This is a genomic window from Microbacterium terrisoli, from assembly GCF_030866805.1.
GTDB classification, from domain to species: Bacteria; Actinomycetota; Actinomycetes; order Actinomycetales; family Microbacteriaceae; genus Microbacterium; species Microbacterium terrisoli.
Map to the genome: position 1 here is coordinate 1,596,106 of NZ_CP133019.1, position 23,330 is coordinate 1,619,435.

The 23,330-nt window shown below is 68.2% G+C and carries 23 protein-coding genes and 2 tRNA genes; 19 read left to right on the forward strand and 6 right to left on the reverse strand.

Annotation, left to right across the window (positions count from 1 at the left end; all coding sequences use genetic code 11):
- Nucleotides 1–6: 6 nt before the first annotated feature.
- The 4 genes from gltX (at nt 7) to QU603_RS06865 (ending at nt 3,493) form a co-directional block, all read left to right on the forward strand.
- Entirely contained in the window at nt 7–1,521 is a 1,515-nt protein-coding gene (gltX, locus tag QU603_RS06850; RefSeq protein WP_308493738.1) for a glutamate--tRNA ligase, read from the forward strand.
- A gap of 71 nt (nt 1,522–1,592) precedes the next feature.
- Nucleotides 1,593–1,664, forward strand: a tRNA-Gln gene (locus QU603_RS06855).
- Between the two features lie 260 nt (nt 1,665–1,924).
- Nucleotides 1,925–2,785 carry a Rieske (2Fe-2S) protein gene (locus QU603_RS06860; protein ID WP_308493739.1) on the forward strand — a complete coding sequence of 287 codons (861 nt, stop codon included), beginning with the start codon at nt 1,925–1,927 and terminating at the stop codon, nt 2,783–2,785.
- A gap of 69 nt (nt 2,786–2,854) precedes the next feature.
- Nucleotides 2,855–3,493, forward strand: coding sequence for a hypothetical protein (locus QU603_RS06865; protein ID WP_308493740.1), 639 nt, complete (start codon nt 2,855–2,857; stop codon nt 3,491–3,493).
- Between the two features lie 14 nt (nt 3,494–3,507).
- Here the strand turns inward: QU603_RS06865 and QU603_RS06870 are convergent, their stop codons facing one another.
- Complete coding sequence (locus tag QU603_RS06870) at nt 3,508–3,867, reverse strand: nuclear transport factor 2 family protein (RefSeq protein WP_308493741.1); 360 nt, start codon at nt 3,865–3,867, stop codon at nt 3,508–3,510.
- A 94-nt stretch (nt 3,868–3,961) separates the two neighbouring features.
- Between QU603_RS06870 and QU603_RS06875 the strand changes: the two genes are divergently transcribed.
- Complete coding sequence (locus QU603_RS06875) at nt 3,962–4,882, forward strand: NADP-dependent oxidoreductase (protein ID WP_308493742.1); 921 nt, start codon at nt 3,962–3,964, stop codon at nt 4,880–4,882.
- 89 nt (nt 4,883–4,971) lie between these two features.
- Nucleotides 4,972–5,247 (forward strand): hypothetical protein, encoded by a 276-nt coding sequence (locus tag QU603_RS06880; RefSeq protein WP_308493743.1) that lies wholly within the window; start codon nt 4,972–4,974, stop codon nt 5,245–5,247.
- 15 nt (nt 5,248–5,262) lie between these two features.
- Here QU603_RS06880 and QU603_RS06885 read toward each other — a convergent pair whose 3' ends face one another.
- From QU603_RS06885 to QU603_RS06895, 3 genes are all read right to left on the reverse strand, one after another.
- Nucleotides 5,263–7,251, reverse strand: coding sequence for an ArnT family glycosyltransferase (locus QU603_RS06885; RefSeq protein WP_308493744.1), 1,989 nt, complete (start codon nt 7,249–7,251; stop codon nt 5,263–5,265).
- Between the two features lie 76 nt (nt 7,252–7,327).
- Nucleotides 7,328–7,972, reverse strand: coding sequence for an MBL fold metallo-hydrolase (locus tag QU603_RS06890; RefSeq protein WP_308493745.1), 645 nt, complete (start codon nt 7,970–7,972; stop codon nt 7,328–7,330).
- Nucleotides 7,973–8,017: 45 nt separating this feature from the next.
- Nucleotides 8,018–8,752: a GntR family transcriptional regulator gene (locus QU603_RS06895; RefSeq protein ID WP_308493746.1), complete on the reverse strand. Its 735-nt coding sequence runs from the start codon at nt 8,750–8,752 to the stop codon at nt 8,018–8,020.
- A gap of 128 nt (nt 8,753–8,880) precedes the next feature.
- On the opposite strand from QU603_RS06895, the gene QU603_RS06900 reads away from it, so the two are divergent.
- The 6 genes from QU603_RS06900 (at nt 8,881) to QU603_RS06925 (ending at nt 13,237) form a co-directional block, all read left to right on the forward strand.
- Nucleotides 8,881–9,765, forward strand: coding sequence for a class II fructose-bisphosphate aldolase (locus QU603_RS06900; protein ID WP_308493747.1), 885 nt, complete (start codon nt 8,881–8,883; stop codon nt 9,763–9,765).
- Nucleotides 9,762–10,544: an HAD-IA family hydrolase gene (locus tag QU603_RS06905; RefSeq protein ID WP_308493748.1), complete on the forward strand. Its 783-nt coding sequence runs from the start codon at nt 9,762–9,764 to the stop codon at nt 10,542–10,544. The genes QU603_RS06900 and QU603_RS06905 overlap by 4 nt, the downstream gene beginning before the upstream one ends.
- A 44-nt stretch (nt 10,545–10,588) precedes the next feature.
- Complete coding sequence (gene dhaL, locus QU603_RS06910; protein WP_308493749.1) at nt 10,589–11,203, forward strand: dihydroxyacetone kinase subunit DhaL; 615 nt, start codon at nt 10,589–10,591, stop codon at nt 11,201–11,203.
- 38 nt (nt 11,204–11,241) lie between these two features.
- On the forward strand, nt 11,242–12,237 hold the full coding sequence (gene dhaK / locus QU603_RS06915; RefSeq protein ID WP_308493750.1) for a dihydroxyacetone kinase subunit DhaK: 996 nt from the start codon (nt 11,242–11,244) through the stop codon (nt 12,235–12,237).
- A 103-nt stretch (nt 12,238–12,340) separates the two neighbouring features.
- Nucleotides 12,341–12,416 (forward strand) — tRNA-Glu (locus QU603_RS06920).
- Nucleotides 12,417–12,553: 137 nt separating this feature from the next.
- Nucleotides 12,554–13,237, forward strand: coding sequence for a phosphatase PAP2 family protein (locus tag QU603_RS06925; RefSeq protein WP_308493751.1), 684 nt, complete (start codon nt 12,554–12,556; stop codon nt 13,235–13,237).
- 23 nt (nt 13,238–13,260) lie between these two features.
- Here the strand turns inward: QU603_RS06925 and QU603_RS06930 are convergent, their stop codons facing one another.
- Nucleotides 13,261–14,832 (reverse strand): glycosyltransferase family 39 protein, encoded by a 1,572-nt coding sequence (locus QU603_RS06930; protein WP_308493752.1) that lies wholly within the window; start codon nt 14,830–14,832, stop codon nt 13,261–13,263.
- Nucleotides 14,833–15,128: 296 nt separating this feature from the next.
- On the opposite strand from QU603_RS06930, the gene QU603_RS06935 reads away from it, so the two are divergent.
- The 7 genes from QU603_RS06935 (at nt 15,129) to QU603_RS06965 (ending at nt 22,706) form a co-directional block, all read left to right on the forward strand.
- Complete coding sequence (locus QU603_RS06935; RefSeq protein WP_308493753.1) at nt 15,129–16,142, forward strand: TerC/Alx family metal homeostasis membrane protein; 1,014 nt, start codon at nt 15,129–15,131, stop codon at nt 16,140–16,142.
- A gap of 164 nt (nt 16,143–16,306) precedes the next feature.
- Nucleotides 16,307–17,797: a 3-isopropylmalate dehydratase large subunit gene (gene leuC, locus QU603_RS06940; RefSeq protein ID WP_308493754.1), complete on the forward strand. Its 1,491-nt coding sequence runs from the start codon at nt 16,307–16,309 to the stop codon at nt 17,795–17,797.
- Between the two features lies 1 nt (nt 17,798).
- Nucleotides 17,799–18,410, forward strand: coding sequence for a 3-isopropylmalate dehydratase small subunit (leuD, locus tag QU603_RS06945; protein WP_308493755.1), 612 nt, complete (start codon nt 17,799–17,801; stop codon nt 18,408–18,410).
- A 26-nt stretch (nt 18,411–18,436) separates the two neighbouring features.
- Nucleotides 18,437–19,801: a UDP-N-acetylglucosamine 1-carboxyvinyltransferase gene (gene murA / locus QU603_RS06950; RefSeq protein ID WP_308493756.1), complete on the forward strand. Its 1,365-nt coding sequence runs from the start codon at nt 18,437–18,439 to the stop codon at nt 19,799–19,801.
- Nucleotides 19,802–19,806: 5 nt separating this feature from the next.
- On the forward strand, nt 19,807–20,592 hold the full coding sequence (locus tag QU603_RS06955; RefSeq protein ID WP_308493757.1) for a lysophospholipid acyltransferase family protein: 786 nt from the start codon (nt 19,807–19,809) through the stop codon (nt 20,590–20,592).
- Nucleotides 20,576–21,703, forward strand: coding sequence for an NAD(P)H-dependent glycerol-3-phosphate dehydrogenase (locus QU603_RS06960; protein WP_308493758.1), 1,128 nt, complete (start codon nt 20,576–20,578; stop codon nt 21,701–21,703). The genes QU603_RS06955 and QU603_RS06960 overlap by 17 nt, the downstream gene beginning before the upstream one ends.
- Nucleotides 21,609–22,706, forward strand: a complete 1,098-nt coding sequence (locus tag QU603_RS06965) for a D-alanine--D-alanine ligase family protein (RefSeq protein ID WP_308493759.1) — start codon at nt 21,609–21,611, stop codon at nt 22,704–22,706. Before QU603_RS06960 ends, QU603_RS06965 begins: the two co-directional genes overlap by 95 nt.
- 19 nt (nt 22,707–22,725) lie before the next feature.
- Here QU603_RS06965 and QU603_RS06970 read toward each other — a convergent pair whose 3' ends face one another.
- Entirely contained in the window at nt 22,726–23,298 is a 573-nt protein-coding gene (locus tag QU603_RS06970) for a DUF3515 family protein (RefSeq protein WP_308493760.1), read from the reverse strand.
- Between the last annotated feature and the right edge of the window lie 32 nt (nt 23,299–23,330).

The window sequence follows — 23,330 nt, forward strand, 5'->3', positions numbered from 1 at the left end:
AGGGATATGGCTACCGTTCATCCCCAGACCACGACCGCATCAGGCGCCGAGGTCCGCGTCCGCTTCTGCCCGTCGCCCACCGGCCTGCCGCATGTCGGCATGGTGCGCACCGCCCTGTACAACTGGGCGTACGCGCGGCACACCGGCGGCACGCTGGTCTTCCGCATCGAAGACACCGACGCCGCCCGCGACAGCGAGCAGAGCTACCAGCAGCTGGTCGACGCGCTCACGTGGCTGAAGATCGATTGGGATGAGGGTGTCGAGAAGGGCGGTCCGAACGGGCCGTATCGCCAGTCGCAGCGCACCGGCATCTACGCCGACGTGCTCGCCAAGCTCGTCGAGACGGGGCTGGTCTACGAGAGCTACTCGACGGCCGAAGAGATCGACGCGCGCAACGAAGCCGCAGGCCGCGCCAAGCAGCTGGGCTACGACAACTTCGACCGCGACCTCACCGACGAGCAGAAGGCCGCGTTCCGCGCCGAGGGGCGCGAGCCCGCATGGCGCTTGAAGGTGCCGAATGAAGACCTCACCTATGTCGATCTCATCCGTGGTGAGGTGACCTTCCCGGCCGGATCGTTCCCGGACTTCGTGCTCGTGCGCGCCGGCGGCAAGGCGCTGTACCCGTTCACCAACCCCGTCGATGATGCGCTCATGGGCGTGACCCACGTCATCCGCGGCGAAGACATCATGCCTTCCACCGCCCGTCAGCTCGCACTGTACGACGCGCTGATCAGGGCGGGCGTTACGACGTTCGTTCCGCGCTTCGGTCACATGCCGCTCGTGCTGGGCGAGACCGGCAACAAGAAGCTGTCCAAGCGCGACCCCAAAGCCGACCTGTTCCTGCAGCGCGAGAAGGGCTTCATCCACGAGGGTCTGCTGAACTACCTCGCGCTGCTGGGCTGGTCGATCGCCGCCGACCGCGATGTCTTCTCGCTGGAGGAGTTCACCGCCGCCTTCGACATCGCCGATGTCAATCCGAATCCGGCCCGCTTCGATCAGAAGAAGGCCGAATCCATCAACGGAGACCACATCCGGATGCTGCAACCCGAGGACTTCGCCGCGCGCATCGTCCCCTACCTGCAGCACGCCGGGGTGGTGGGAAAAGAGGTCACTCCCGCACAGCAGTCGCTGATCACCGCTGTGGCGCCGCTCGTGCAGGAGCGTGTGCAGCTGCTCGGCGACGTGCCGGGTCTTGTCGGCTTCCTGTTCACGAACGACATCGAGTATGCGGACGACGCGATGAAGGGCCTGCCCGCCAACGCGTCGGAGGTGCTCGTGGCCGCCGTGGCTGCACTGGAGGACGTGCCCGAGACGGAGTTCACGACGGATGCCGTGCATGACGCGCTCTCGACTGCGCTCATCGACGGACTCGGTCTGAAGCCCCGCATCGCGTTCGGTCCGCTGCGCACGGCGGTGAGTGGCCGGAGGGTCTCACCGCCGCTGTTCGAGTCGCTGGAACTGCTCGGCAAGGCCGAGACGATACGCCGTCTGGGAGCGCTCGTGGAGCGACTCGCCCGGTAGCGGGTCGGTTTGGTCGAAGGCCCGCACGTCGTCTAGACTTGATGACTGTTGCGGCTTCGGCCGGAACGCCTTGGGGTATGGTGTAATTGGCAACACAGCGGTTTCTGGTACCGCCATTCTTGGTTCGAGTCCAGGTACCCCAGCAAGAGAAGAACCCCCGCTCAGGCGGGGGTTTTCTCGTTCGCGACGGAGTACTCTGCGCGTCCACTCGCTGCACGACGTGAAGCCCGACACGCTGGTGGTCGGGCTGCTCCCAGACCGGTGCCATCCACCGATGAGCGGCTGAAGAAGAGTCTGGGAGCCTGTTGACCTGCCGCGTGCGGCGGGCTAGACACAAGAGGGGGCCCGGCACCGGATGCCGGTGCGCCGACGGGTGGAGTACGCGCAGACAGGAGTGGTCGGAATGCGATATGTCACGGGTGTATTGCGCGGCACGGTGCGGCTGATCGGTCGGTGGCAGGCGATAGACGGGATCTCGGATGCCGTCTCCGATCTGGTCGCGAAGCTGACCGGCTCGACCCCGGTCAAGAACCTGCTGTCGGGCACGTTCATGGGGCACCCGCTTCATCCGGCCCTCACCGATGTGCCGATCGGGGCGTGGCTGGCGGCCACCACTGTCGATGTCGTGGCGGGGGAGCGGGATGCCGCGGCCGCCCAGACACTGGTCGGACTCGGCGTGCTCGCGGCCGTGCCCACCGGAATCTCGGGCAGCAGCGACTGGTCGACGACCTATGGGCCCGACAAGCGCATCGGACTCGTGCACGCGGTCGTCAACATCAGCGCCACCACGCTGCAGGCCGCCTCCTGGCTGGCGCGTCGCAGAGGCCACCGCGGGCGCGGCGCCGTGCTCTCTCTCGTCGGACTCGGTCTCACGCTCGGCTCTGCCTACCTCGGGGGCCACCTGACGCTCAGTCGCGGGGTCGGCGTGAACCACACCGCGTTCGAAGAGCCGTCTGAGGAGTGGACCGATGTGGCAGCCGAAGCCGAGCTGGGGCCCGGATCGCTGACGCGGGTCGAGGTCGGCGGGGTTCCCGTGGTCCTGATCAAGAGGCACGGCGAAGTCCATGCCCTGTCTGCCGTGTGCACGCACGCCGGCGGTCCGTTGGACGGAGGCACGCTGGACACGAGCGGCTGCGTGACGTGCCCCTGGCACGGCAGCCGCTTCCGCATCGACGATGGCAGCGTGCAGCGCGGGCCGGCATCCGAGCCTGCGCCGAGGTGGGACGTGAAGATCGAGGACGGCCGCGTTCTGGTGCGCGCGTAGCGGTCGGTGTGCCGGCGGCTGCGCCTCTGCGCGAGGATGGCCGTGACGGTTGCAGCAGGAGGGCCATGCATGAGCATCACGCGGGAACGGTTCGACGCAATCAGGCGGGAGTGGGGCGAGGTCGGCAGCTGGGCGGTGTGGGCCGATGCGCCGCCGGGCGAGGGCGTGAAGGCGCGCGTCGGAGACCTCTCGATGCTCGACCCCGACGAGAACCCCGGGCTGCTGGCCACTGTGAACCCTGACGTCGTGATGCTCGGTATCAACGGGTCGGGCGCACCGACGGCCGAACCGTTCAGCAGCTTCCACGATCCGTCGCCTCGGGCGAATCATTTCAAGCTGCGACATGCCTACCGCGGCACACCGTTCTGGGGCGCCTACCTCACCGACACGTTCAAGGGCATCCCGTCGTACGGGGCAAGGCGCACATTCGAATACCTGCGAGCGAACCCCGACGTCGTCGAGGCACAGCTGGCGCGTCTGCTCGAGGAGTTGGGCACGCTCGGATCGGAAGATCCTCTGCTGGTCGCGTTCGGTCGTGACGTGCACAGAATCCTGCAGGAGCGCCTCGGCGACCGGTTCCGAATCGCCCGGGTGCCGCACTACGCGCACTTCCTCAGCAAAGAGGAGTACCGCGCGCAGGCGCTGGCGGGCATCGAGGAGTGCCTCGTGGCGGGAAGCGCGGCCGATGCTGTGCGCTCGCCGCGGTGAGCGTGGACAGGCTGTCACGCGGCAGGAGGCGCGCTGCGTTTCATGTACCACTCCACGAAGCGCTTCGCGCGACCGTCGGCGGCGAACCACACCTCCCAGAGATTCGAATACGAATCGAAACCGGGATAGTCGACGGTCCCTTTCACGATTCCCAGCCGTTCGTCTTCGATGAGCACGTGGAAGGCGAACCGCGGCTCCGATCGCTCTTGCTCCGCCCACATCTCCACGATCGCGTCGATCCCGAGCGCGGGCTCCGGATCATCGGGCTGGAACAGGTATTCGGCGTCGTCGGTGAAGATCGCGCGCACGTCCGCGGCATCCTTCGACCGCCATGCGCGGACATAGCCGTCCAACCACTCCTGAGTCTGTGACATGGGCTCCTGCCTAGCATGAGCCACCGACATCCTGTGTCGTCATCTGCATCGGCGCGCGATGATGGAGATGTCCCATTGCCTCGAGGAGCTCCTGATGCGCGCTGCCGTCTACGATCACTACACCCGCGATGACGACGACATCGTGGTCCGCGATGTCGCCGAGCCGAAGGTCTTCCCCGGTTCCGTGCTGATCGAGGTGCGGGCGGCGGGGGTGAATCCCGTCGACTGGAAGGCGATGGCGGGCGGGCTCGACCCGCTCATCGATGCGCAGTTCCCCGTCGTTCCGGGGTGGGATGTCGCAGGTGTGGTCACCGCCCTGGGCGCCGACACTCCGGAGTTCGCCGTCGGCGACGAGGTGCTCGGCTACGCGCGCAAAGACGTCCTGGGCGCAGGGACGTTCGCCGAGCGCGTCGCGGTATCGGCGCGTGCCGTCACGCGCAAGCCGCCGTCGCTGTCGTGGGAGCAGGCCGGCGCTCTGCCGCTGGCGGGCGGCACGGCGCTGCGCACGATCGACGCTCTGGGCGATCTCGAGGGTCGCACCGTGCTCGTGTACGGCGCCGCCGGCGGCGTCGGCGGCCTGGCGGTGCAGATCGCCCGCGCCCGTGGTGCCCGCGTGATCGGGACGGCATCTGCGGGCAATCATGACTTCTTGCGTGGGCTGGGCGTCGAGCCGGTCGCCTATGACGAAGGTCTTGCCGATCGCGTGCGCGCTCAGGCCGGCGGCCCGGTCGACGCGGTGGCCGACTTCGTCGGCGGCCAACTCGACACGACACGCGCTGTGCTGAGCGAGAGCGGCCGACACGCGTCGGTCGCCGACTCCACCGTGGCACAGCACGGCGGGCGCTACATCTGGGTGCGTCCCGACGGAGCAGAGACCGCTCGCCTGGTCGGTCTGGTCGAAAACGGCCGGCTGCACGTCGACGTGGCGCAGACGTTCCCGCTGGAGCGGGTGGGCGACGGGTTCCGGGCCAGCCGGAGCGGCCACACCCGCGGCAAGCTCGTCATCGTGCCGTGAGAGAGGGCGCTGCGCTCTGGGTGCGCACCGGTGCCGACGCAGGTGCGGCGGGGGCGGGGAGGCCTGCCGGCCGCAACTAAGCTGGAACCATGCTCAGTGGCCGCATTCGTTCCGTCGAGACCCGAGAGATCACGGTGGAGGCGGCGAGCATCGATGAGGCCCGCGCCGAAGTGGACGCCCAGGTGCCCGAGGGCTGGGTGGTGACCGATGCCGCAGCCACCATGGCGAAGGCGTCGATCATGATCTCGCTGCACGCGAAGCTCGCGCGACGCGACGGCGTGCGCGACATCGAGGCGGCCGACCTGGATGCTCTGCAGGCGCTGGTGCCCGAAGGCTGGCAGCTGCTGAGCGTACGCGAGGCCTGACCTGGAGGCGCGACCTCAGCCGCCCGCACAGTCGTAGAGGTCGGTGACGGCGGGATCCATCACGCTCGTGCAGTTGCTGCGCACCCACGTGAGGATCTGAGTGGATGCCGTGGCCGTGTCACCGCCGAACCCTCCGCCTCGACCGGAGGTCTGTACGTACCGCACGTCGCCGGCGCCCACCATTGCGGTGAACGCTGCGAGCGTGGGGACGGGGTCGTTGCCACTGAATCCGCCGATCGGCAGGATCGAGGCGCCGCCTGAGGAGGTGATCAACGGTGCCGCCGCCTGCGCGCCGAACACCGCGAGGATGTAGCGGCCGCCGGTCGCGTGTGCGGTCGCATACGTGAGCGCCGCGGTGCCGTTGCCGCCGGCCAGCAGCGCGCCGCCGAAGCGCCCGCCGTTGGGGGCGAAGCCTGTCGAGGCAGGGCCCCGGTGCCGCAGGCCCCGTCGCCCCGCGCCCTGTGGCGCCGGCCCCTGCGGCGGCGTGCCCTGGCCGAAACCATCGGTACCCGGCCGACCTGCTGCGAACCCGCGGGTGGCTCCGGTGAACCCGCCACCCAGGTCGCTGACGCCGCCGGCGACAGGATTCGTGCTGCTCGGGTGCGCGATGGTCACCGCCGACCACACCGCCGGGGTCAGCAGCATCCCGATCGTCGTCGTGACACCGACCACGACCCGCCACACCCGGCGTGACCGGCGCCCGCTCCAGGCCATCCCGAAGACCGCGACGGCGGCGGCGACGACCTGGGCCGCGGCCACCGGCAGCGAGTACCCGCCGTATACAGCCGCGATGACCACAGCGGTGGCCGCGGCGACCGTCAGCAGTGCGATGCACGGCCACAGCATCCTGCGTCTGAGCGCCTCGCCGAAGGCGACGCCCACCGCGATCCCCATCGGCACGGCCAGCGCCGCGGTGTAGAACTGGTGCATTCCGGCCACCGTCGAGAACATCGCCAGGAATGTCGCGAGCCACATGCCCACAAAGACCCATACGGCCGCCCGCACCCGCAGGACCGCGAGGATCACCACCGCCAGCACGGCCGCCGGGATCAGCCATCCGATCTGGCCGGCCAACTGCTCATTGAACAGGCGCAGCACTCCCGCGCCGCCCGAGAACGGGGGAGTGAACGAGTTGTAGGCAGAGCTGTCGGAGGTGGCAGCGCCGAAGCGACCGAGCCCGTTGTAGCCGAAGACCATCTCCCAGGGGTCGTCGTGCAGAGTGCTGCCGATGTAGGGGCGACTGCCGGCGGGGATGAGCCAGACGATCACGATCCACACCACCGACAGCGCGGCGCTGACCAGGCCGGCCACGATCACATGCGCGATCCGTCGGCGCAGCGGCTGCCGGGTGCACAGATACGCGACCGCCAGCGCCGGCCAGAGTGCCCATGCCTCGAGCATGTACGCCTGGAACGACACGGCGATGAACACGCCTGCCAGCATCAGCCATCGCCCGCGCTCCAGGCGCAGCGCGTTCAGAGCCGCCCACGAGGTCAGTGCCAGGCCGAGCACGAAGAACGATTCGGGCTGGTTCGAACGCGACACGGCCACCAGGATCGGGGTGGTGGCCACGATCGCGCCCGCGATCCATCCCGCGCAGGCTCCGGCGAGGCGCCGGGCAGTGATCGCGACGATGACCGTGGCAGCCACGGCGGCCAGCGCGTTGGGCAGGACCACCGCGAACGTCGAGAACCCGAACGCCTTCACGAAAAGCGCGGGCACCCAGTACGACCCCGGGATCTTGTCGAGGGTGACGGTGCCGGCCGGATCGAGCGCGCCGAAGAAGAAGTTCGGCCAGCTCTTGCTCATCGACACCGCGATCGAGGCGTAGTACTCCGAGCGGGAGCCCGCCCACGAGCCCCAGACGGTCAGGACCGCGCTGAGCAGACCGAGCGCGATCAAGCACCCGGCCCACAGGCTGAATCGGCGTCGCGGGGCGCGCACCGCGGCAGGGGCCGGCCTCTCGACCGCGACCCGGTCGGCGCTGCGCGTTGCGATCGTCATGACCGCGAGCGTATGCGGCAGGCGTAGGCGCTCACCCAGCGGGGTCTATGAGCAACCTGTGCGGGCGAGGGTCAGATCACAGCTCGGTGGAGTCACCGGGGTCGAGCCTGAAGAACCGGCCACCGCCCTGCGCCGTCGCCCATTCCAGGCGGTCACGATGCATGGCCAGACCTGTGCTGGAAAGGGTCATGTCGTGCGTGCCGAAGGCCCCGTGCGGCGCGACGGCCAGCACGAAGTCCATCGCCTCGCCGATCTTCAGCCACGGTGCGCCCACGGGCGCGGCAAGCAGCTCGACATCGCGCCCCTCCGGCACGGCGTACGAATCGCCGGGGTAGTAGAAGCGGTCGTTGACGAGCACGCCGACGTTGTCGACCACCGGCAGTGACTCGTGGATCACCGCGTGGCGTCCGCCGAAGAACTCCAGCGTGAACGGCGCGAGCTCGACCGTGTCACCCGGGGCGACGACGGTGACCTCCAGACCCGCTTCGCGGATGGATGCCGCAGCCCCGGCGGGTGCGTAGACCGGCGCGCCGCCGGTGCCCTGCGCGATGCGTGCGAGGCTCTCGGGCGTCCAGTGATCGGCGTGCTCGTGGGTGACCACCACCCCCACCACGTGCTCCAGGTCCTCGATCGGCCGGGTGAATCCGCCCGGGTCGACGATGAGCTTCTCGCCGTCGATCTCGATGACCAGAGCGGCATGTTCGTGCTTGGTGACGCGCATGGAACAAGTCAACTCCGCCGTGCCCGGCACGGCAACTCAGGAGCCTCAGAGCCGGTAGTCGAACTGCAGCCTCATCTTGTCGCCGCGGAAGACGATCGTCGAGTATTCGAATCGGCGGCCGTCGGCATCGCTGATGACGTCGGTCAGCTTCAGCAACGGTACGCCGCGCTTCACTCCGAGCACCTGCGCGTCTCTCGGCTCGGCGGCGATCGCCTCCAGCTGCTCGTCGACCCGGCGCATCGGCAGGCCGTAGGCGTCTTCCAGGATGACGCACAGCTGCTCGTCGACGACATCGCGATCGTCCAGCCCGGGCGCGAGTGCTGCGGGCACGTACGAGCGATGCAGGCTGATCGGCTCGTCTCCGACGGAGCGGAGACGGACGATCGCGAACACCTCGGCCGACTCGTCGAGCCCGAGATGCTCGCGGACGGCGGGTGAGGGCGAGGTCAGCTCGAGGCTGATCAGGCTTGTGGCTGTCGCATATCCCATCGACTCGAGCTGCTCGCGCACGCCCTTGTAGGCGGGGGAGACGGTGCTGATCTTCGACGGAGCGACGTATGTGCCTTTGCCCGGCACGCGGATCAGCAGGCCGTCGGCGGCCAGCTTGTTGAGCACACCGCGTACGGTCATCCGGCTCAGGCCGAACATCCGATTCAATTCATTCTCGGAGGGGATGCGCTGATTGGGGGCCCATTCACCGCGCTCGATGCGCGCGTAGAGGATGTTCTCCAGCTGCTGGTACAGCGGCATGGATGAATCACGTGCCAACAGATCGGACACGACAGCGCCTCCTTCCCGTCGACCTCGGCCATGCTACGCGAGAGGCGACCCTTGGCACCGGCAGTCTATACAGGTATAGTCAATCTCGCCCGGCACCGTGGATGACGCCGGTGCTCGAGGGAGCGACGATGCTGGTCTCCACCGCCGGGATGACCCGGTTAGCGCGCGACGCGGGGTATGCGGTGCCCGCGGTCAACGTCTTCGATGATCTGAGCATGCGCGCGGTCGTGGCGGCTGCCGAGGCCGAATCGGCGCCTCTGATCGTCCAGATCTCCGTGAAGACCGTGCGTCTGATCGGAGCGGACTTCACGACGGCGATGTTCCGCAACGCGGTCAAAGAGGCGAGCGTGCCGATCGCACTGCATCTGGATCACTGCCCCGATCGTGGCGTGATCGACGAGATCATCCGGCAGGGGTGGTCGTCGGTGCTCTTCGACGCATCGAACCGTGAGCTCGCCGACGCCGAGCGCGAGACGGCCGAGGTGGTCGCAGCAGCCCACGCGGCAGGCGTGGATGTGGAGTCCGAGATCGAGAACATCATCGGTGTGGAAGACGGCGTCGGCTCGGATGTCTCGCTGCACTCCTACACCGTCGAAGAACTCGCCGACATCGCCCGGCGCACGGGAGTCGACCTGATCGCTCCGCAATTGGGCACCGCGCACGGCGAATACCGTAGCCAACCCCACCTCCTGCCCGAGCGCGCGCGCGACCTGGCGGCACGCACGCCGTTGCCGATCGTGCTGCACGGCGGCACCGGGCTGAGCGCCGAGGAGTTCACCTCGTTCATCGACGCCGGTGTCTCGAAGATCAACATCTCCACGCGGGTCAAGCTCTCGTACATGCAGGCGGCGGCGGAGCACCTCGATCGCGCCCGAGATGGCGGCAAATGGGATCCGCTGGCGATGTTCCGCGACATGGGGAGCGCTGTGCAGGCGGCGATCGCCGAGCACATCGCCGAGTTCGGAGCATCCGGGCGTGCCGATGCCACGCGCGCCGCATTGGAGACGGCATGACCCGTGCCCTGATCTTCGACTGCGACGGCGTGCTCGCCGATACCGAGCGTGACGGTCATCGAATCGCGTTCAATGAGACCTTCGCGCACTTCGGAGTGCCGGTGCGATGGTCCGATGACGAGTACGGCGAGCTGCTGCGCATCGGCGGCGGCAAGGAGCGGATGACGACGCTGTTCGCCCCCGACCGCCTCGAGGCGCTCGGACTGCCCGACGATCCCGCGGCCCAGCAGGAGCTCGTGGCCCGCTGGCACGCGTACAAGACAGACCGCTACACACAACTCGTGCAGTCCGGCGCACTGCCGGCCCGGCCGGGCGTCCGGCGCCTCGCCGCGCAGGCGCACGATGCGGGCTGGCATCTGGCCGTGGCATCCACGTCTGCCGAAGCCTCCGTGCGCGCCGTTCTGGAGCATGCCGTCGGGGCGGAACTGGCGACGCAGTTCACGGTATGCGCGGGGGATGTCGTCGCGCACAAGAAGCCCGCACCCGACATCTACCTGCTGACGCTCGAGCGACTGGGCGTCGATGCCGGCACCGCGATCGCCGTCGAAGACAGTGCCATCGGACTGCGCGCCGCGCTCGCCGCAGGGTTGCGAACGATCGTCACGGTCAGCGGCTACACCGCGAGTGAGGACTTCCATGGCGCCGCCGCTGTCGTCGACAGCCTCGGCGACCTGCCCGACACGGTCACGACGGTGATCGCCGATGCCTCCGGCCTCGGCATCACCGGCGAGATCACGATCGCAGATCTCGCGCGCCTGAGCGAACAGCCTCGCGCATAGTCAGGAAAGAAAGGGCAGAGCTCGTGTCGGACGGCAATGACAGTATGACGAGGCTCGAGCGGGCGGTGCACACCATCGCGCAGACGTGCGTCGACAACGAGAAGTACTTCAGCGACCTGGATTCCGTGGTCGGCGACGGCGACTTCGGGTACTCGCTGGCGCGCGGGTTCGAGATCGTCCTGACCGACTGGGACGGGTACGACCGCAGCGACCCCTCGACATTCCTGCAGAAGATCGCCTTGACGATGAGCAGCCGCATCGGCGGCACCTCCGGTCCCATCTGGGGCACCGCCTTCATCAGGGCATCCACGGCAGTGCGTGGCAAGTCTGAGCTGGCCGGCGCCGACGTGGTCGCGATGCTGCGCGCCGCGATCGAGGGGATCAAGGCTCGAGGCGGCGCGGAGGTGGGGGAGAAGACGCTGCTCGATGCGCTGGTGCCGCTCGCTGACGCCCTCGAGCAGCAGATCGCCGCAGGCGCCGACGCCCCCGTCGCATTGGCGGCCGCGCTCGAAGCCGCGCGTGCCGGCGCCGAAGCCACCAAGCCCATGCAGGCCCGCCGCGGCCGGGCGTCGTACACCGGCGAGCGCAGCATCGGGTCCATCGATCCCGGCGCCGTGGCCGTCGTCGTGCTCACCGAACGCATCGCCGACACCTGGTGATCGATCCCGAATCCGCATGACTGAGAGAGAAGCGTTCGATGAAGAAATTCCTCAATGACCCGAAGACGTTCGTCCCCGACATGCTGCGCGGAATCGCGCTGGCGAATCCGGACACGCTGAGCTACGTGCCCGAATACAACCTGATCATGCGTGCCGACGCGCCCCGAAACGACAAGGTCTCGATCATCCAGGGCTCCGGCTCGGGCCACGAGCCTGCGCACGTGATGGTGGTGGGCCCCGGAATGCTGGATGCCGCGTGCCCCGGCGACGTGTTCTCGGCACCGCCGATGGACTACGTGCTCGAGACTGCGCGTCGGCTGCGCTCGGACAAGGGAGTGCTGCTGCTGGTGAACAACTACACCGGCGACAAGATGGCGTTCGAGATGGCGTCCGAACTCGCCGAGGCCGAAGGCATATCGGTACGCACGCTGTTCATCGATGACGACGTCGCCGTCGAAGACTCGACGTACACGATCGGGCGGCGCGGAGTGGCCGGCAACTTCTTCGTGATGAAAGCCGTCGGCGCTGCCGCGGAGGACGGCGCCGACCTCGACCAGCTCGTGCGGGTGGGAGAGAAGGTCAATTCCGTCACCCGCACGATGGGCGTGGCATTGACCGCGTGCACGCCGCCCGCGAAGGGCAGCCCACTTTTCGAACTGGGCGACGACGAGATGGAGTTCGGGGTCGGCATCCACGGAGAGCCGGGCCGCCGACGCGACAAGCTGATGTCGGCCGACCAGATCGTCGATGCGATGCTCGAGGCGATCGTGCCCGACCTGCCGTATGCGGGCGGAGACGAGGTGGCGCTGATGGTCAACGGGCTGGGCGGCACTCCGATCAGCGAGCTGTATCTGCTCTACGGCATCGCGCATCAGCGCCTTGCTGACCAGGGGATCAAGATCACTCGCAGCTACGTCGGCGAGTACTGCACGTCGCTGGACATGGCGGGGGCATCCATCACCCTCGTCAAGCTCGACGACGAGATCAACAAGCTGTTGGACGCGCCCGCATCGGTGGCTATTCGCGTGTTCTGACATCGTCTCGGGGGTGCAGGTGTCCGCGCACCTGCATCCCCGAACATCCGGAGCGATTTGGTCGTGTTCTGGACGGCATGGCATACTTGAACGGTTGCCTGACGGCCCCATCGTATAGCGGCCTAGTACGCCGCCCTCTCACGGCGGTAACGCGGGTTCGAATCCCGCTGGGGTCACCAACACACCAAGAGCCGGTCCGGAATGGGCCGGCTTTTCGTGTTCTCGTGCGGCCGTCCGTGGGGGTTTTCGGCGGGGATCAGCGTGCTCACGCACTGTGCTCGGGCGAATCACAAGGTCGGTGCGCAATGCTCCTGACGTGACCTCTCCTTCACGTCGTGCGAGCCCCACCGCCCTCACGTCGAGCTTCATCGGCTTGGCTCTCGTACTGGCGGTGCTCGTCGCGGGGCTGGCGATCACCGCGGCACCCGCGTGGTCGGCCGCCGAGACGCGGGTCGTGGCCGCGGTGGGCGCGGCCCACAACCCGCTGCTGGACGCGCTGTGCCAGATGATCGACGCGGTATTCGGGCCCGCCGGTGCGCCGATCCTCGGCATACTGCTGCTGGCGTGGGCGCTGCTGCTGACCGGCACCTGGCGGGGCGCGCTTCGCGCCGGACTGCTGCTGGTGGTGCCCTGGATGGTCGCCCAGGGCATGAAGTTCGTCGTGCGCCGTCCCCGACCGGAGCACGGTGCGCTGATCCGGACGATCGTTCCCGCTCCGTTGACATCCAGCTATCCCAGCGGCCACACCGCGTTCGCCGCTGCGCTGGTGTGCGCATTCGTGCTGTCCCTGGCCACCGCCCGCGCACGAACCGCCGCGGCCGCCGTCGGCGGTGTGGTCGTGCTCGCCGTGGCCTGGTCACGCGTCTACCTCGGTGTGCACTATCCGACGGATGTCGTGGCGTCGATCGTCCTGGTGCTGGCCATCGCCCTGCCGTTGGACGCCGTGCTGACCCGGATGGGACCGCTCCGGGTGGATACCCCTGCTCGCGTCACGGCCTGATCACCGCGCGCAACGGCGTCAGGTCATCCGGCAGACGGCAGGCGTGAACGGGTCAGCAGCCAGATGCGGCTGCGGTGCTCGTCGATGCGCCGCTGGGGGTGATATCCGAGGCGGGTCAACGAGGTCAACCCCCAGGAGTCGGGGGTGCGGGAGTCGGTGTACTCGACGAGCCAGATGCGCGCGACGCCGATGAATCGGCCGTGCGCGGCGGCCTGGGGAATCGAATACGTCTCGTCCCACCAGTACGCCGCGCGGACGTACGGCTTTCTCAGCAGGAGGTCGCGCGTGCTGCGGAACGCGGCCGGCTCCGTGTCCATCGCGAGGCGCGGCTGACGGGACGGACGTGCCGCGGCGTCGAACACGATCCCGTCACCCGGCCGGGCATCACCGGAGATGACGTCTGCGATCTCGTTCCAGTCGGACCCGTTCTTGGCGTACGGCGTGCGCTGCGATGCCCACACAGGTGCGGCGGCGATCACCACGACAGCGGTGAGCACCACGGCGGCGAGCAGGCCACCCGTGTGCGATCTTGTCGCCCGGGCGATGCGACGCACACCCAGCGCCATCAGCAGCGCCGCAGCGGGCGCCGCGAAGGTCCCGTAGCGTGAGGTGAAATCGGCGATCAGTACGTTGACGGCGATCAGCACGCCCATCGGGAGAATCAGCCACGCCAGCAGCAGCGGCTCCAGGTGCACGACGCTCGCATCGCGAAATCGTCCACGGCCGCCAGCCCGAAGCGCATCGGCCGCGAATGCGAGACCCGCGACGGCGATCAGCGTCCAGGCGACCGCGGCGAACATGCCATCGCTGAACCACGTCTGCACGAACACGGATGCCGGGGTCACAGCATCCGCCTTCTCAAGATAGGCGATCTGATGGCGCTGCAGCACGGCCAGCACATAAAGCGGTGTCGCGCAGGCCAACCCGGCAAGTGTGGCCCGCAGCCACCGTCGCCGCATGACGCGCATCGCGGGGTCGGTCCACATCGCGACGCCGGCGGGCAGAGCCATCAGTCCGAGGTACAGGTACGAATACGTGCCCACCGCCAGGACCGCGCCGTACGCGATCCACCAGCCCTTCCCGGTTGGTCGGCGCAGCATGATCTCGACGACGATGGCACACAGGATCGCCGCGAGGGCTGCATCGAAGGCATACGAGCGGGCTTCTTCGCCTGCGTAGGTGAGCCGGGGCAGCACCGCGGCGAACACGCCGGCCAGCACCGCGGTGCGAAGGCCTACGACGCGTCCGCACGGCCACACGACAGCGGCCGCGCAGATGCCGACGCCGATCGCCGATGGAAGGCGCACGGAGAAGGGCGACGAGCCGAACACCTCGATCCAGCCGTGCAGCACGGTGTAGTACAGGCCGTGCACGGCGTCGACCCGGGTCAGCATCCCCAGCAGCGAGACCAGCGGGCGCGTGGCGGACATGACACTGGTGGCCTCATCGCCCCACAGCGACGGGATCCACGATCCTGTTGCCGCCAGAACGGCTGCGAGCGTGCCCAGACCGGCCGAAGCCCCGCCCAGCTGCCGATACCGCACCCGGGGAATCGCCGCGGGCGCGGCATCCGCTTCCAGCGCCGCGAGGGCCACGCCTGCTGCCTCTCTGCCCGAGCCAACCGATATCCGCGTCGAGAGACTACCCAGCGCAGCCCGGCGGGGAGGGGACGAGATGATGAGGCGGCTGTGAAGGTCATGTGACCGCGGACGTGTCCACTGCGCGTCGCAGGTCGGATCACCCGCCGGCGGCCCGTTAGACTGTCGGGGCGAGAGGGAGTATCCCGATATCGCGCGTCCGTCATCACGAGGCCCGTCGGAGGGCCTCCGGGCGCGCACCGTTACGGCGGGGGAGAGACTTTCGACGCAACGCCGACCCTCGAAAGGCCCGCATGGACTTCGTCATTCCGGTGTGGTTCGAGGTCACCGCCATGAGCGTGGTGGTCCTGATCCTCGCCGCCGATCTGCTGATCATCCTCAAGCGCCCGCACATCCCATCGATGAAGGAAGCATCCGCGTGGGTCGTGTTCTACGTCGTCCTGGCGCTGATCTTCGCCGCGCTGCTGCTGTGGGCAACCGGCAGCACGGATGCCATGGGCCAGTTCGTCGCCGGATGGCTGACCGAGTACAGCCTGTCGATCGACAACCTCTTCGTGTTCGTGCTGCTGATGACGCAGTTCTCGGTGCCACGGCGCTACCAGCAGGAAGCGCTCATGGTGGGCATCATCATCGCGCTCGTGCTGCGCGGCGTGTTCATCCTGCTCGGGGCCGCACTCATCGAGAACTTCAGCTGGATCTTCTACGTCTTCGGCCTGTTCCTCGTCTACACCGCGTGGCGGCAGGCCTTCGGCGGCGGCGACGACGATGCCCAGACCGAGACGGGCATTGTGCGCTTCCTGCGCCGCTTCGTCAACATCAGCGATCATTACGACGGCGCCAAGCTGCGCACGACCGTCGAGGGCAAGCGCGTGTTCACGCCGATGCTTCTCGTCTTCCTCTCGCTCGGCGTCACAGACCTCATCTTCGCGATCGACTCGATCCCGGCGATCTTCGGCATCACGCACAGCGCTTTCATCGTGTTCACCACGAACGTGTTCGCCCTGATGGGTCTGCGCCAGCTCTATTTCCTGCTGGGCGGGCTGCTGGACCGCTTGAAGTACCTGCACTACGGCATCGCGTTCATCCTCGCTTTCATCGGCGTCAAACTGTTCGCCCACGCCCTGCACGTGAACGAGATCCCGTTCATCAACGGCGGCAAATCCGTCGAGTGGGCGCCCGAGATCTCGACAGTCGCGTCGCTGATCGTCATCATCGTCGCCATGGCGGTGGCCACCGGAGCAAGCCTCATCGCCGCGCGCCGCGAGCGGGCACGGTCCGCGATGAGCGGGCCGCGCGACCCGGAGTGAGCGCTGTCATGCACGGCCGGGGGCGTTGCCGGCGGTGTTATTCTGAGCGGGTGCAAAGCGCGCGGCTCCTTCTTATGTGCCGCGGCGAGTTCTGACCTACCGCCCAGGCTCGTCGCGGAGTTCGTCGTGGGCGTGACCCTCTCTCCCAAGGAGCACGAACAGCAATGAGCACATCCGCATCCGCATCCGCATCGGTCATCCCGGAGCACCCGCGCACCCTCGCCGAGAAGGTGTGGGACGACCACCTGGTAGTCAAAGGCGAAGACGGTCAGCCCGACCTCATCTACATCGACCTGCACCTGCTGCACGAGGTCACCAGCCCCCAGGCGTTCGATGGCCTGCGCACCGAGGGCCGTGGTGTGCGACGGCTGGATCTGACGATCGCCACCGAAGACCACAACACCCCGACGCTGAACATCGACAAGCCCATCGCCGATCTCACCAGCCGCACGCAGATCGAGACGCTGCGCCGCAACTGCGCGGAATTCGGTGTGCGGCTGCACTCGCTCGGCGACAAAGAGCAGGGCATCGTCCACGTCGTGGGCCCCCAGCTGGGCCTGACGATGCCCGGCATCACGGTGGTCTGCGGCGACAGCCACACCTCGACGCACGGGGCGTTCGGAGCGATGGCCTTCGGCATCGGCACGAGCGAGGTCGAGCACGTGCTGGCCACGCAGACGCTGCCGTTGAAACCGTTCAAGACGATGGCCATCACCGTGGAGGGCGAGCTGCGTCACGGCGTGACCGCGAAGGACATCATCCTGGCGGTGATCGCCGAGATCGGCACGAACGGCGGGCAGGGCTATGTGCTCGAGTATCGCGGCAGCGCGATCCGGTCCCTGTCGATGGAGGGCCGGATGACGATCTGCAACATGTCGATCGAAGCCGGCGCCCGCGCGGGCATGGTCGCCCCTGACGAGACGACCTTCGCCTACCTGAAGGGGCGTCCGCACGCACCCCAGGGGCAGGACTGGGACGACGCGGTCGCCTACTGGCGCACGCTGCCCACCGACGAGGGCGCGGTCTATGACGCCGAGGTCTTCGTCGATGCCACGAAGCTCGAACCGTTCGTGACGTGGGGGACGAACCCCGGGCAGGGCGTGTCGCTGTCGGGCAGCATCCCCTCGCCCGACGACTTCGCCGACCCCAACCTGAAGGCCGCCGCCGAGCGCGCGCTGACCTACATGGATCTGCAGCCGGGCACGCCGATGAAGGAGATCCCCGTGGATGCCGTGTTCATGGGGTCCTGCACGAACAGTCGCATCGAGGATCTGCGCCAATTCGCGTCGATCATCAAGGGACGTACGAAGGCCGAGGGCGTGCGTGTCATGGTCGTGCCCGGTTCTGCCCGCGTGCGCCTGGAGGCGGAGGCGGAGGGCCTGAACAAGGTCTTCGAGGAGTTCGGGGCCGAATGGCGCTTCGCCGGCTGCTCGATGTGTCTGGGCATGAATCCCGACCAGCTCGCACCGGGCGAGCGGTGCGCCTCCACGAGCAACCGCAACTTCGAGGGGCGGCAGGGCAAGGGCGGACGCACGCATCTGGTCTCTCCGCTGGTCGCCGCGGCCACCGCGGTGCGGGGAACACTGTCGAGTCCGAGCGACCTGGCGGAGCTGCCTGAGCGCACGGCGGCGGCGAACGAGAGGAAGGGCGCCTGACATGGACAAGTTCTCGACCCACACGGGGATCGCCGCGCCGCTGACCCGCTCCGCCGTCGACACCGACCAGATCATCCCCGCCGTGTACCTCAAGCGCGTCACCAAGACGGGCTTCGACGACGCGCTGTTCGCCAGCTGGAGGCAGGACCCCGAGTTCGTGCTGAACCAGAAGCCCTACCAGTCGGCATCCATTCTCGTCGCCGGCCCCGACTTCGGCACAGGCTCCAGCCGAGAGCATGCCGTCTGGGCGCTGCGCGACTACGGCTTCAAGGTGGTGCTGAGCCCGCGGTTCGCCGACATCTTCCGCGGCAACGCGGGTAAGCAGGGCCTGGTCACAGGGGTGATCTCGGAGGCCGATGTGGAGCGCCTGTGGGCGGCGATCGAGGCTGACCCGGGCGTGGAGATGACAGTGGACCTCGCGGCGCGTACCGCGGTCCTGGGCGACATCCAGGTCGATTTCGAGATCGACGATTACACTAGGTGGCGGCTTCTGGAAGGTCTCGACGACATCGGGCTGACCCTTCGCAACAAGGACCGGATTGCCGAATTCGAGGCACGTCGCGCAAACTGGCGACCACGCACTCTGCCGGTGCAGCCCCGTACCGCCGATTGAATCACTGACAATGTGAGGCACACTGAATGACACTCCTGAACGGCTTGGCATCCACGGACGGTCGCATAGGGGGGTCCGGTGAAACGCTGACCATCCGCGGCGGGCACCCGCTGCGCGGCCGGGTCGATGTGAAGGGCGCGAAGAACCTCGTCACCAAGGCGATGGTGGCAGCCCTGCTCGGCGACACGCCCAGCGTGCTGCACGACGTGCCCGACATCAGCGACGTCGCCGTGGTGCGCTCGTTGCTGGAAGTGCACGGTGTTCGGGTCACCGACGGCGATGAGGAGGGCACGTTCCACCTCGACCCGTCGGATGTCGCATCGGCCCACATGGAGGAGATCGACGCCCACGCCGGCGCGTCGCGGATTCCGATCCTGTTCTGCGGTCCGCTGCTGCATCAGCTGGGTCAGGCATTCATCCCCGACCTGGGCGGCTGCCGCATCGGCGACCGTCCGATCGACTTCCACCTGGATGCGCTGCGCAAGTTCGGCGCCGTCGTCGAGAAGCTGCCCAGCGGCATCCGGCTCTCGGCGCCGGCGGGGCTGCACGGGGCCAGCATCCATCTGCCGTATCCGAGCGTGGGTGCCACCGAGCAGGTGCTGTTGACCGCCGTCCGCGCCGAGGGCGTCACCGAGCTGCGCAACGCGGCGATCGAGCCCGAGATCATGGACCTGATCGCGGTCCTGCAGAAGATGGGCGCGCTCATCTCCTACGAGCCCAACCGCACGATCCTCATCGAGGGCGTCGATCGGCTCTCGGGCTACGAGCACCGCGCGATCTTCGATCGGAACGAGGCGGCGAGCTGGGCCAGCGCAGCGCTGGCGACCGACGGCGAGATCTTCGTGGGTGGGGCACGTCAGCCCGAGATGCTCACATTCCTCAACGTCGTGCGCAAGGTCGGCGGCGACTTCGACATCCGCGAGGACGGCATCCTGTTCCGTCGTGGCGGCGAGTTGCGCCCGGTCACTGTGGAGACGGACGTGCATCCCGGGTTCATGACCGATTGGCAGCAGCCCCTGATCGTCGCGCTCACACAGGCGCACGGCGAATCGGTGGTGCACGAGACCGTCTACGAGAACCGGTTCGGCTTCACCGACGCGCTGGTCAAGATGGGCGCGCGCATCGTCGTTCACCCGCACGGCCTACAGCGGGGCCCGCGTCGAGTGCCTCGTCGCAACCTCGAGCAGGCGGCAGTGATCACCGGTCCCACCGCCCTGACCGGCGCCGACATCACGGTGCCCGATCTGCGCGGCGGCTACAGCCACGTGATCGCCGCGCTGACGGCGACGGGGGAGTCGACCGTGCACAACGTGGGCATCATCAGCCGCGGGTACGAGAAGTTCTTCAGCAAGCTCGCGGCCCTCGGCGCAGATTTCGACGTCCTCGGGTGACGGTGATGGGCGGTGACCAGACGCAGCCGACTTCTGCGGGCACGTCTGACGAGAAACGCAAGCCCAGCGTCTTCTGGGTGCTGGCCGCCATCGTGCTCCCGATCTTCGGACTGTTCGCGCGCGTCGAGATCCGTGGCGCCGAGAAGCTGCCGCGGACGGGACCGTTCGTGCTCGCCGTGAATCACCACAGTGAGATCGACCCGCTCGTGGTCGCGCTCGCGGTCTGGCGCATAGGGCGGGCGCCCCGTTTCATGGCAAAAGAGAGTCTGTTCCGTGTTCCCGTCCTGGGCTGGGCGCTGCGAGCCACCGGCATGATCCCGGTCGCACGCGCCACGACCGTCGCGGCGGCACGCGAGACCATCACGCAGTCGCGCCTGCTCGTCGAGCACGGCCGGGGAGTGATCGTCTACCCCGAAGGCACGCTGACGCGTGACCCCGACCTGTGGCCCATGCGCGGCAAGTCCGGTGCCGTGCGCCTGGCGATGTCGGGGAAGATCCCGCTCATCCCGATGGCGCAGTGGGGGGCGCAGGAGCTCCTGCCCCGCTACGGCAAGCTGCGGCTGTGGCCTCTGCGCAAGCGGATGACGGTTCTGCTGGGCGACCCGGTGGACGTGTCGGAGTTCGTGCGCACGCGCAGCCAGCCTGCGACCATCGCCCAAGCGACCACGAAGACGATGAATGCCATTGCCGAGCTTCTGGCGCAGCTGCGCGGCATCCCCGCTCCACCCGAGCGCTGGGATCCGGTCGCGCACGGGCAGAGAGAGACGGGGCGCCTTGACTCCGAGACATGACGCACCGGGCAGGATCGCGGTCCTCGGCGCCGGCAGCTGGGGGACCACGTTCGGAAAGATTCTCGCCGACGGCGGTGCGCACGTCACGATGTGGGCCCGACGGCCCGAACTGGCCCACGAGATCGACGAAGCCAAGCGCAACAGCCGCTACCTGCCCGGCATCAACCTGCCGCGTTCGGTGTCGGCGACTGTGGATCTGCGCGCGGCTCTGAACGGCGCGGAGCAGATCTACGTGTGCGTGCCGAGCCAGTCGGCCCGTGACATCCTCACCGAGGTACGGCCGCTGGTTGCCGATTCGACGGCTCCGATCGTGTCGCTCATGAAGGGCATGGAGCGGCGCACCGGACTGCGGATGAGCCAGGTGCTCGAGCAGGTGCTGACCTGCGACCCCGACCGCATCGCGGTCGCATCCGGGCCGAACCTCGCGCTGGAGATCGCCCGGGAGCAGCCGACCGCCGCGGTGGTGGCCTCCAGCAGCCGTGAGACGGCGGATGCGGTGGCCCGGCGTGCTCGCAACAAGTACTTCCGCACGTTCGTGAACACCGATGTGGTCGGCACCGAGTTCGGCGGCGTGCTCAAGAACCTGATCGCCGTCGCGATCGGCATTGTGGACGGCGTCGGCTACGGCGAGAACACGAAGGCGTCGATCATCACCCGGGGTCTCGTGGAGATGACCGATTTCGCCGTCGCGCACGGTGCGCAGCCCGAGACGCTGCAGGGGCTGGCGGGCCTGGGAGATCTGATCGCGACGTGCCAGTCGCCGCTCAGTCGCAACAACACCGCCGGGCGCCTGCTGGGCCAGGGATACAAGTTCCAGGATGTCGTCAAGCAGATGCAGCAGACCGCCGAGGGACTGGCCTCCGTCGCACCGGTGCTGCATCTCGCGCGCGCCGCCCACGTCGAGATGCCGATCGTGGAGCAGGTCAAGCGCGTGCTGGACGGCGCGATGGACCCGCGGCACATCGCGCCGCACCTGACGACCGATGACGACACACCGAAGGGTGAGAGGACGCAGCATGGACAAGCCGGTGGTGGCGGTGCTCTTTGGCGGTCGATCCAGCGAGCATTCGATCAGCTCCGCAACGGCGGGGGGAGTGCTCCACGCCATTGACCGCGACCGTTTTCACGTGATCCCGGTCGGGATCACCCGCGACGGCGCGTTCGTGCTCGAAGACGACGACCCCGACAAATTCGCGCTGGACCCGGCGCACCTGCCCGAAGTCGTCGACAACGGCACCAGGATCGTGTGGCCCGACTCTGCGCGCAGCCGCGAGCTGCGCGTGATCGATGCCACCGGCACGCGCTCACTGGGCGACATCGACCTGGTGCTGCCGATCCTGCATGGCCGGTGGGGCGAGGACGGCACGATCCAGGGGTTTCTCGAGCTGCTCGACATCCCCTATGCCGGCGCAGGTCTGCTGATGTCGGCGCTCGGCATGGACAAGAACGCCACCAAGAATGTGCTCACGGCCGCCGGCGTGCCGGTCGTGCCCTGGGTGTCGGTCACGCGCGCAGATCTCGCGCGCGACCGTCGGATGTGGGAGCAGCGGATGCGGAGGCTCGGGCTGCCCGTGTTCGTCAAGCCCGCCCGCGCCGGCTCGAGCGTCGGCGTGTCGAAGGTCGACGAGTGGGGCGCGCTGGACGAGGCACTGGATGTCGCGTTCGCCGAAGACGGCACGGTGCTCGTCGAGCAGGCCGTCGTCGGCCGCGAGCTGGAGTGCGGAGTGCTCGAAGCGCGCGGCGACGGTCTGCCGCGGGTGAGCGTGGCCGGGGAGGTCGTCATCAGCGGCCGGGACTTCTACGATTTCGCAGCGAAGTACCTCAACGCCCCCGGCATCGATCTGATCTGTCCGGCCCCGCTGCAGGAGGGCGAGCTGCGGGAGATGCAGCGCATCGCGGCGCGGGCGTTCGACGCGCTGGGCGGTCAGGGCCTGTCGCGTGTCGACTTCTTCTTCACGGGCACCGAGTTCTTCGTCAACGAGGTCAACACGATGCCGGGGTTCACACCGATCTCGATGTTCCCCACGTGCTGGATCGCCAGCGGCATGACCTACACCGAGCTGATCTCCGACCTCATCGACACGGCGCTGAATCGGGCCCGAGTCACGGCCTGACAGCGTTGCGCGGCGGCCGTCACTGGGCGACGGTGCCGGGATCCGTGCAGCCGGCGGTCTTGTGCGTGTGGGCGGCCACCAGGCGCCCGAGCTGGGTCAGCACGGCATTCGGATCGACGCCGCTGTCACCGCCGTCCAGAAACACCTGGACGGCGGGAGTGCGCCCGTACGACGTGATGCGGAAGTTCGGCTGCGTGGATTCGTCGACGATCCAGTCCACGCCGCCCAGCGACACGCATTTGAGGGTCGTGGGACCCGGCGGGGTCACGCCGCACGCCATGATGATGCGTGTGGGCGTGCCCCAGGCGGCCGTGGCCTGTGCGTCCGTCCACACGCGGGCCTGATCGCTGATGGTGCCCGGCAGCCGCACCATGATCTCGGCGCACTTCGGGTTGTTCGCGTCCGGCGCAGGGTCTACCGAGACGGTGGCGGAGCATCCTGCCAGCGCGACAGTGGCCGCGAGGGTGAGGGCGGCCGCAGCGGCGAGCACCGTGCCGCGCCGCGAGTGTGCTGTGCCGCGTCGCGAGTGTGCTGTGCGGCGGCGCGCGTGCGCTGTGCGGCGGGATGCGCCGACGCGGAGGGTACGGGTCACCCCTCCAGGCTAACCCGGCTGTGAGACCCGAT

Excerpts from the sequence above, each read along its gene's own strand:
- QU603_RS06860 (WP_308493739.1), top strand. The coding sequence starts at position 1,925 with ATGCGATATGTCACGGGTGTATTGCGCGGCACGGTGCGGCTGATCGGT.
- QU603_RS06890 (WP_308493745.1), bottom strand. The coding sequence starts at position 7,972 with ATGCGCGTCACCAAGCACGAACATGCCGCTCTGGTCATCGAGATCGAC.
- QU603_RS06905 (WP_308493748.1), top strand. The coding sequence starts at position 9,762 with ATGACCCGTGCCCTGATCTTCGACTGCGACGGCGTGCTCGCCGATACC.
- QU603_RS06900 (WP_308493747.1), top strand. The coding sequence starts at position 8,881 with ATGCTGGTCTCCACCGCCGGGATGACCCGGTTAGCGCGCGACGCGGGG.
- leuC (WP_308493754.1), top strand. The coding sequence starts at position 16,307 with ATGAGCACATCCGCATCCGCATCCGCATCGGTCATCCCGGAGCACCCG.
- QU603_RS06870 (WP_308493741.1), bottom strand. The coding sequence starts at position 3,867 with ATGTCACAGACTCAGGAGTGGTTGGACGGCTATGTCCGCGCATGGCGG.
- leuD (WP_308493755.1), top strand. The coding sequence starts at position 17,799 with ATGGACAAGTTCTCGACCCACACGGGGATCGCCGCGCCGCTGACCCGC.
- QU603_RS06885 (WP_308493744.1), bottom strand. The coding sequence starts at position 7,251 with ATGACGATCGCAACGCGCAGCGCCGACCGGGTCGCGGTCGAGAGGCCG.
- QU603_RS06955 (WP_308493757.1), top strand. The coding sequence starts at position 19,807 with ATGGGCGGTGACCAGACGCAGCCGACTTCTGCGGGCACGTCTGACGAG.
- QU603_RS06880 (WP_308493743.1), top strand. The coding sequence starts at position 4,972 with ATGCTCAGTGGCCGCATTCGTTCCGTCGAGACCCGAGAGATCACGGTG.
- QU603_RS06875 (WP_308493742.1), top strand. The coding sequence starts at position 3,962 with ATGCGCGCTGCCGTCTACGATCACTACACCCGCGATGACGACGACATC.
- dhaK (WP_308493750.1), top strand. The coding sequence starts at position 11,242 with ATGAAGAAATTCCTCAATGACCCGAAGACGTTCGTCCCCGACATGCTG.
- QU603_RS06865 (WP_308493740.1), top strand. The coding sequence starts at position 2,855 with ATGAGCATCACGCGGGAACGGTTCGACGCAATCAGGCGGGAGTGGGGC.
- murA (WP_308493756.1), top strand. The coding sequence starts at position 18,437 with ATGACACTCCTGAACGGCTTGGCATCCACGGACGGTCGCATAGGGGGG.
- dhaL (WP_308493749.1), top strand. The coding sequence starts at position 10,589 with ATGACGAGGCTCGAGCGGGCGGTGCACACCATCGCGCAGACGTGCGTC.
- gltX (WP_308493738.1), top strand. The coding sequence starts at position 7 with ATGGCTACCGTTCATCCCCAGACCACGACCGCATCAGGCGCCGAGGTC.
- QU603_RS06935 (WP_308493753.1), top strand. The coding sequence starts at position 15,129 with ATGGACTTCGTCATTCCGGTGTGGTTCGAGGTCACCGCCATGAGCGTG.
- QU603_RS06965 (WP_308493759.1), top strand. The coding sequence starts at position 21,609 with ATGGACAAGCCGGTGGTGGCGGTGCTCTTTGGCGGTCGATCCAGCGAG.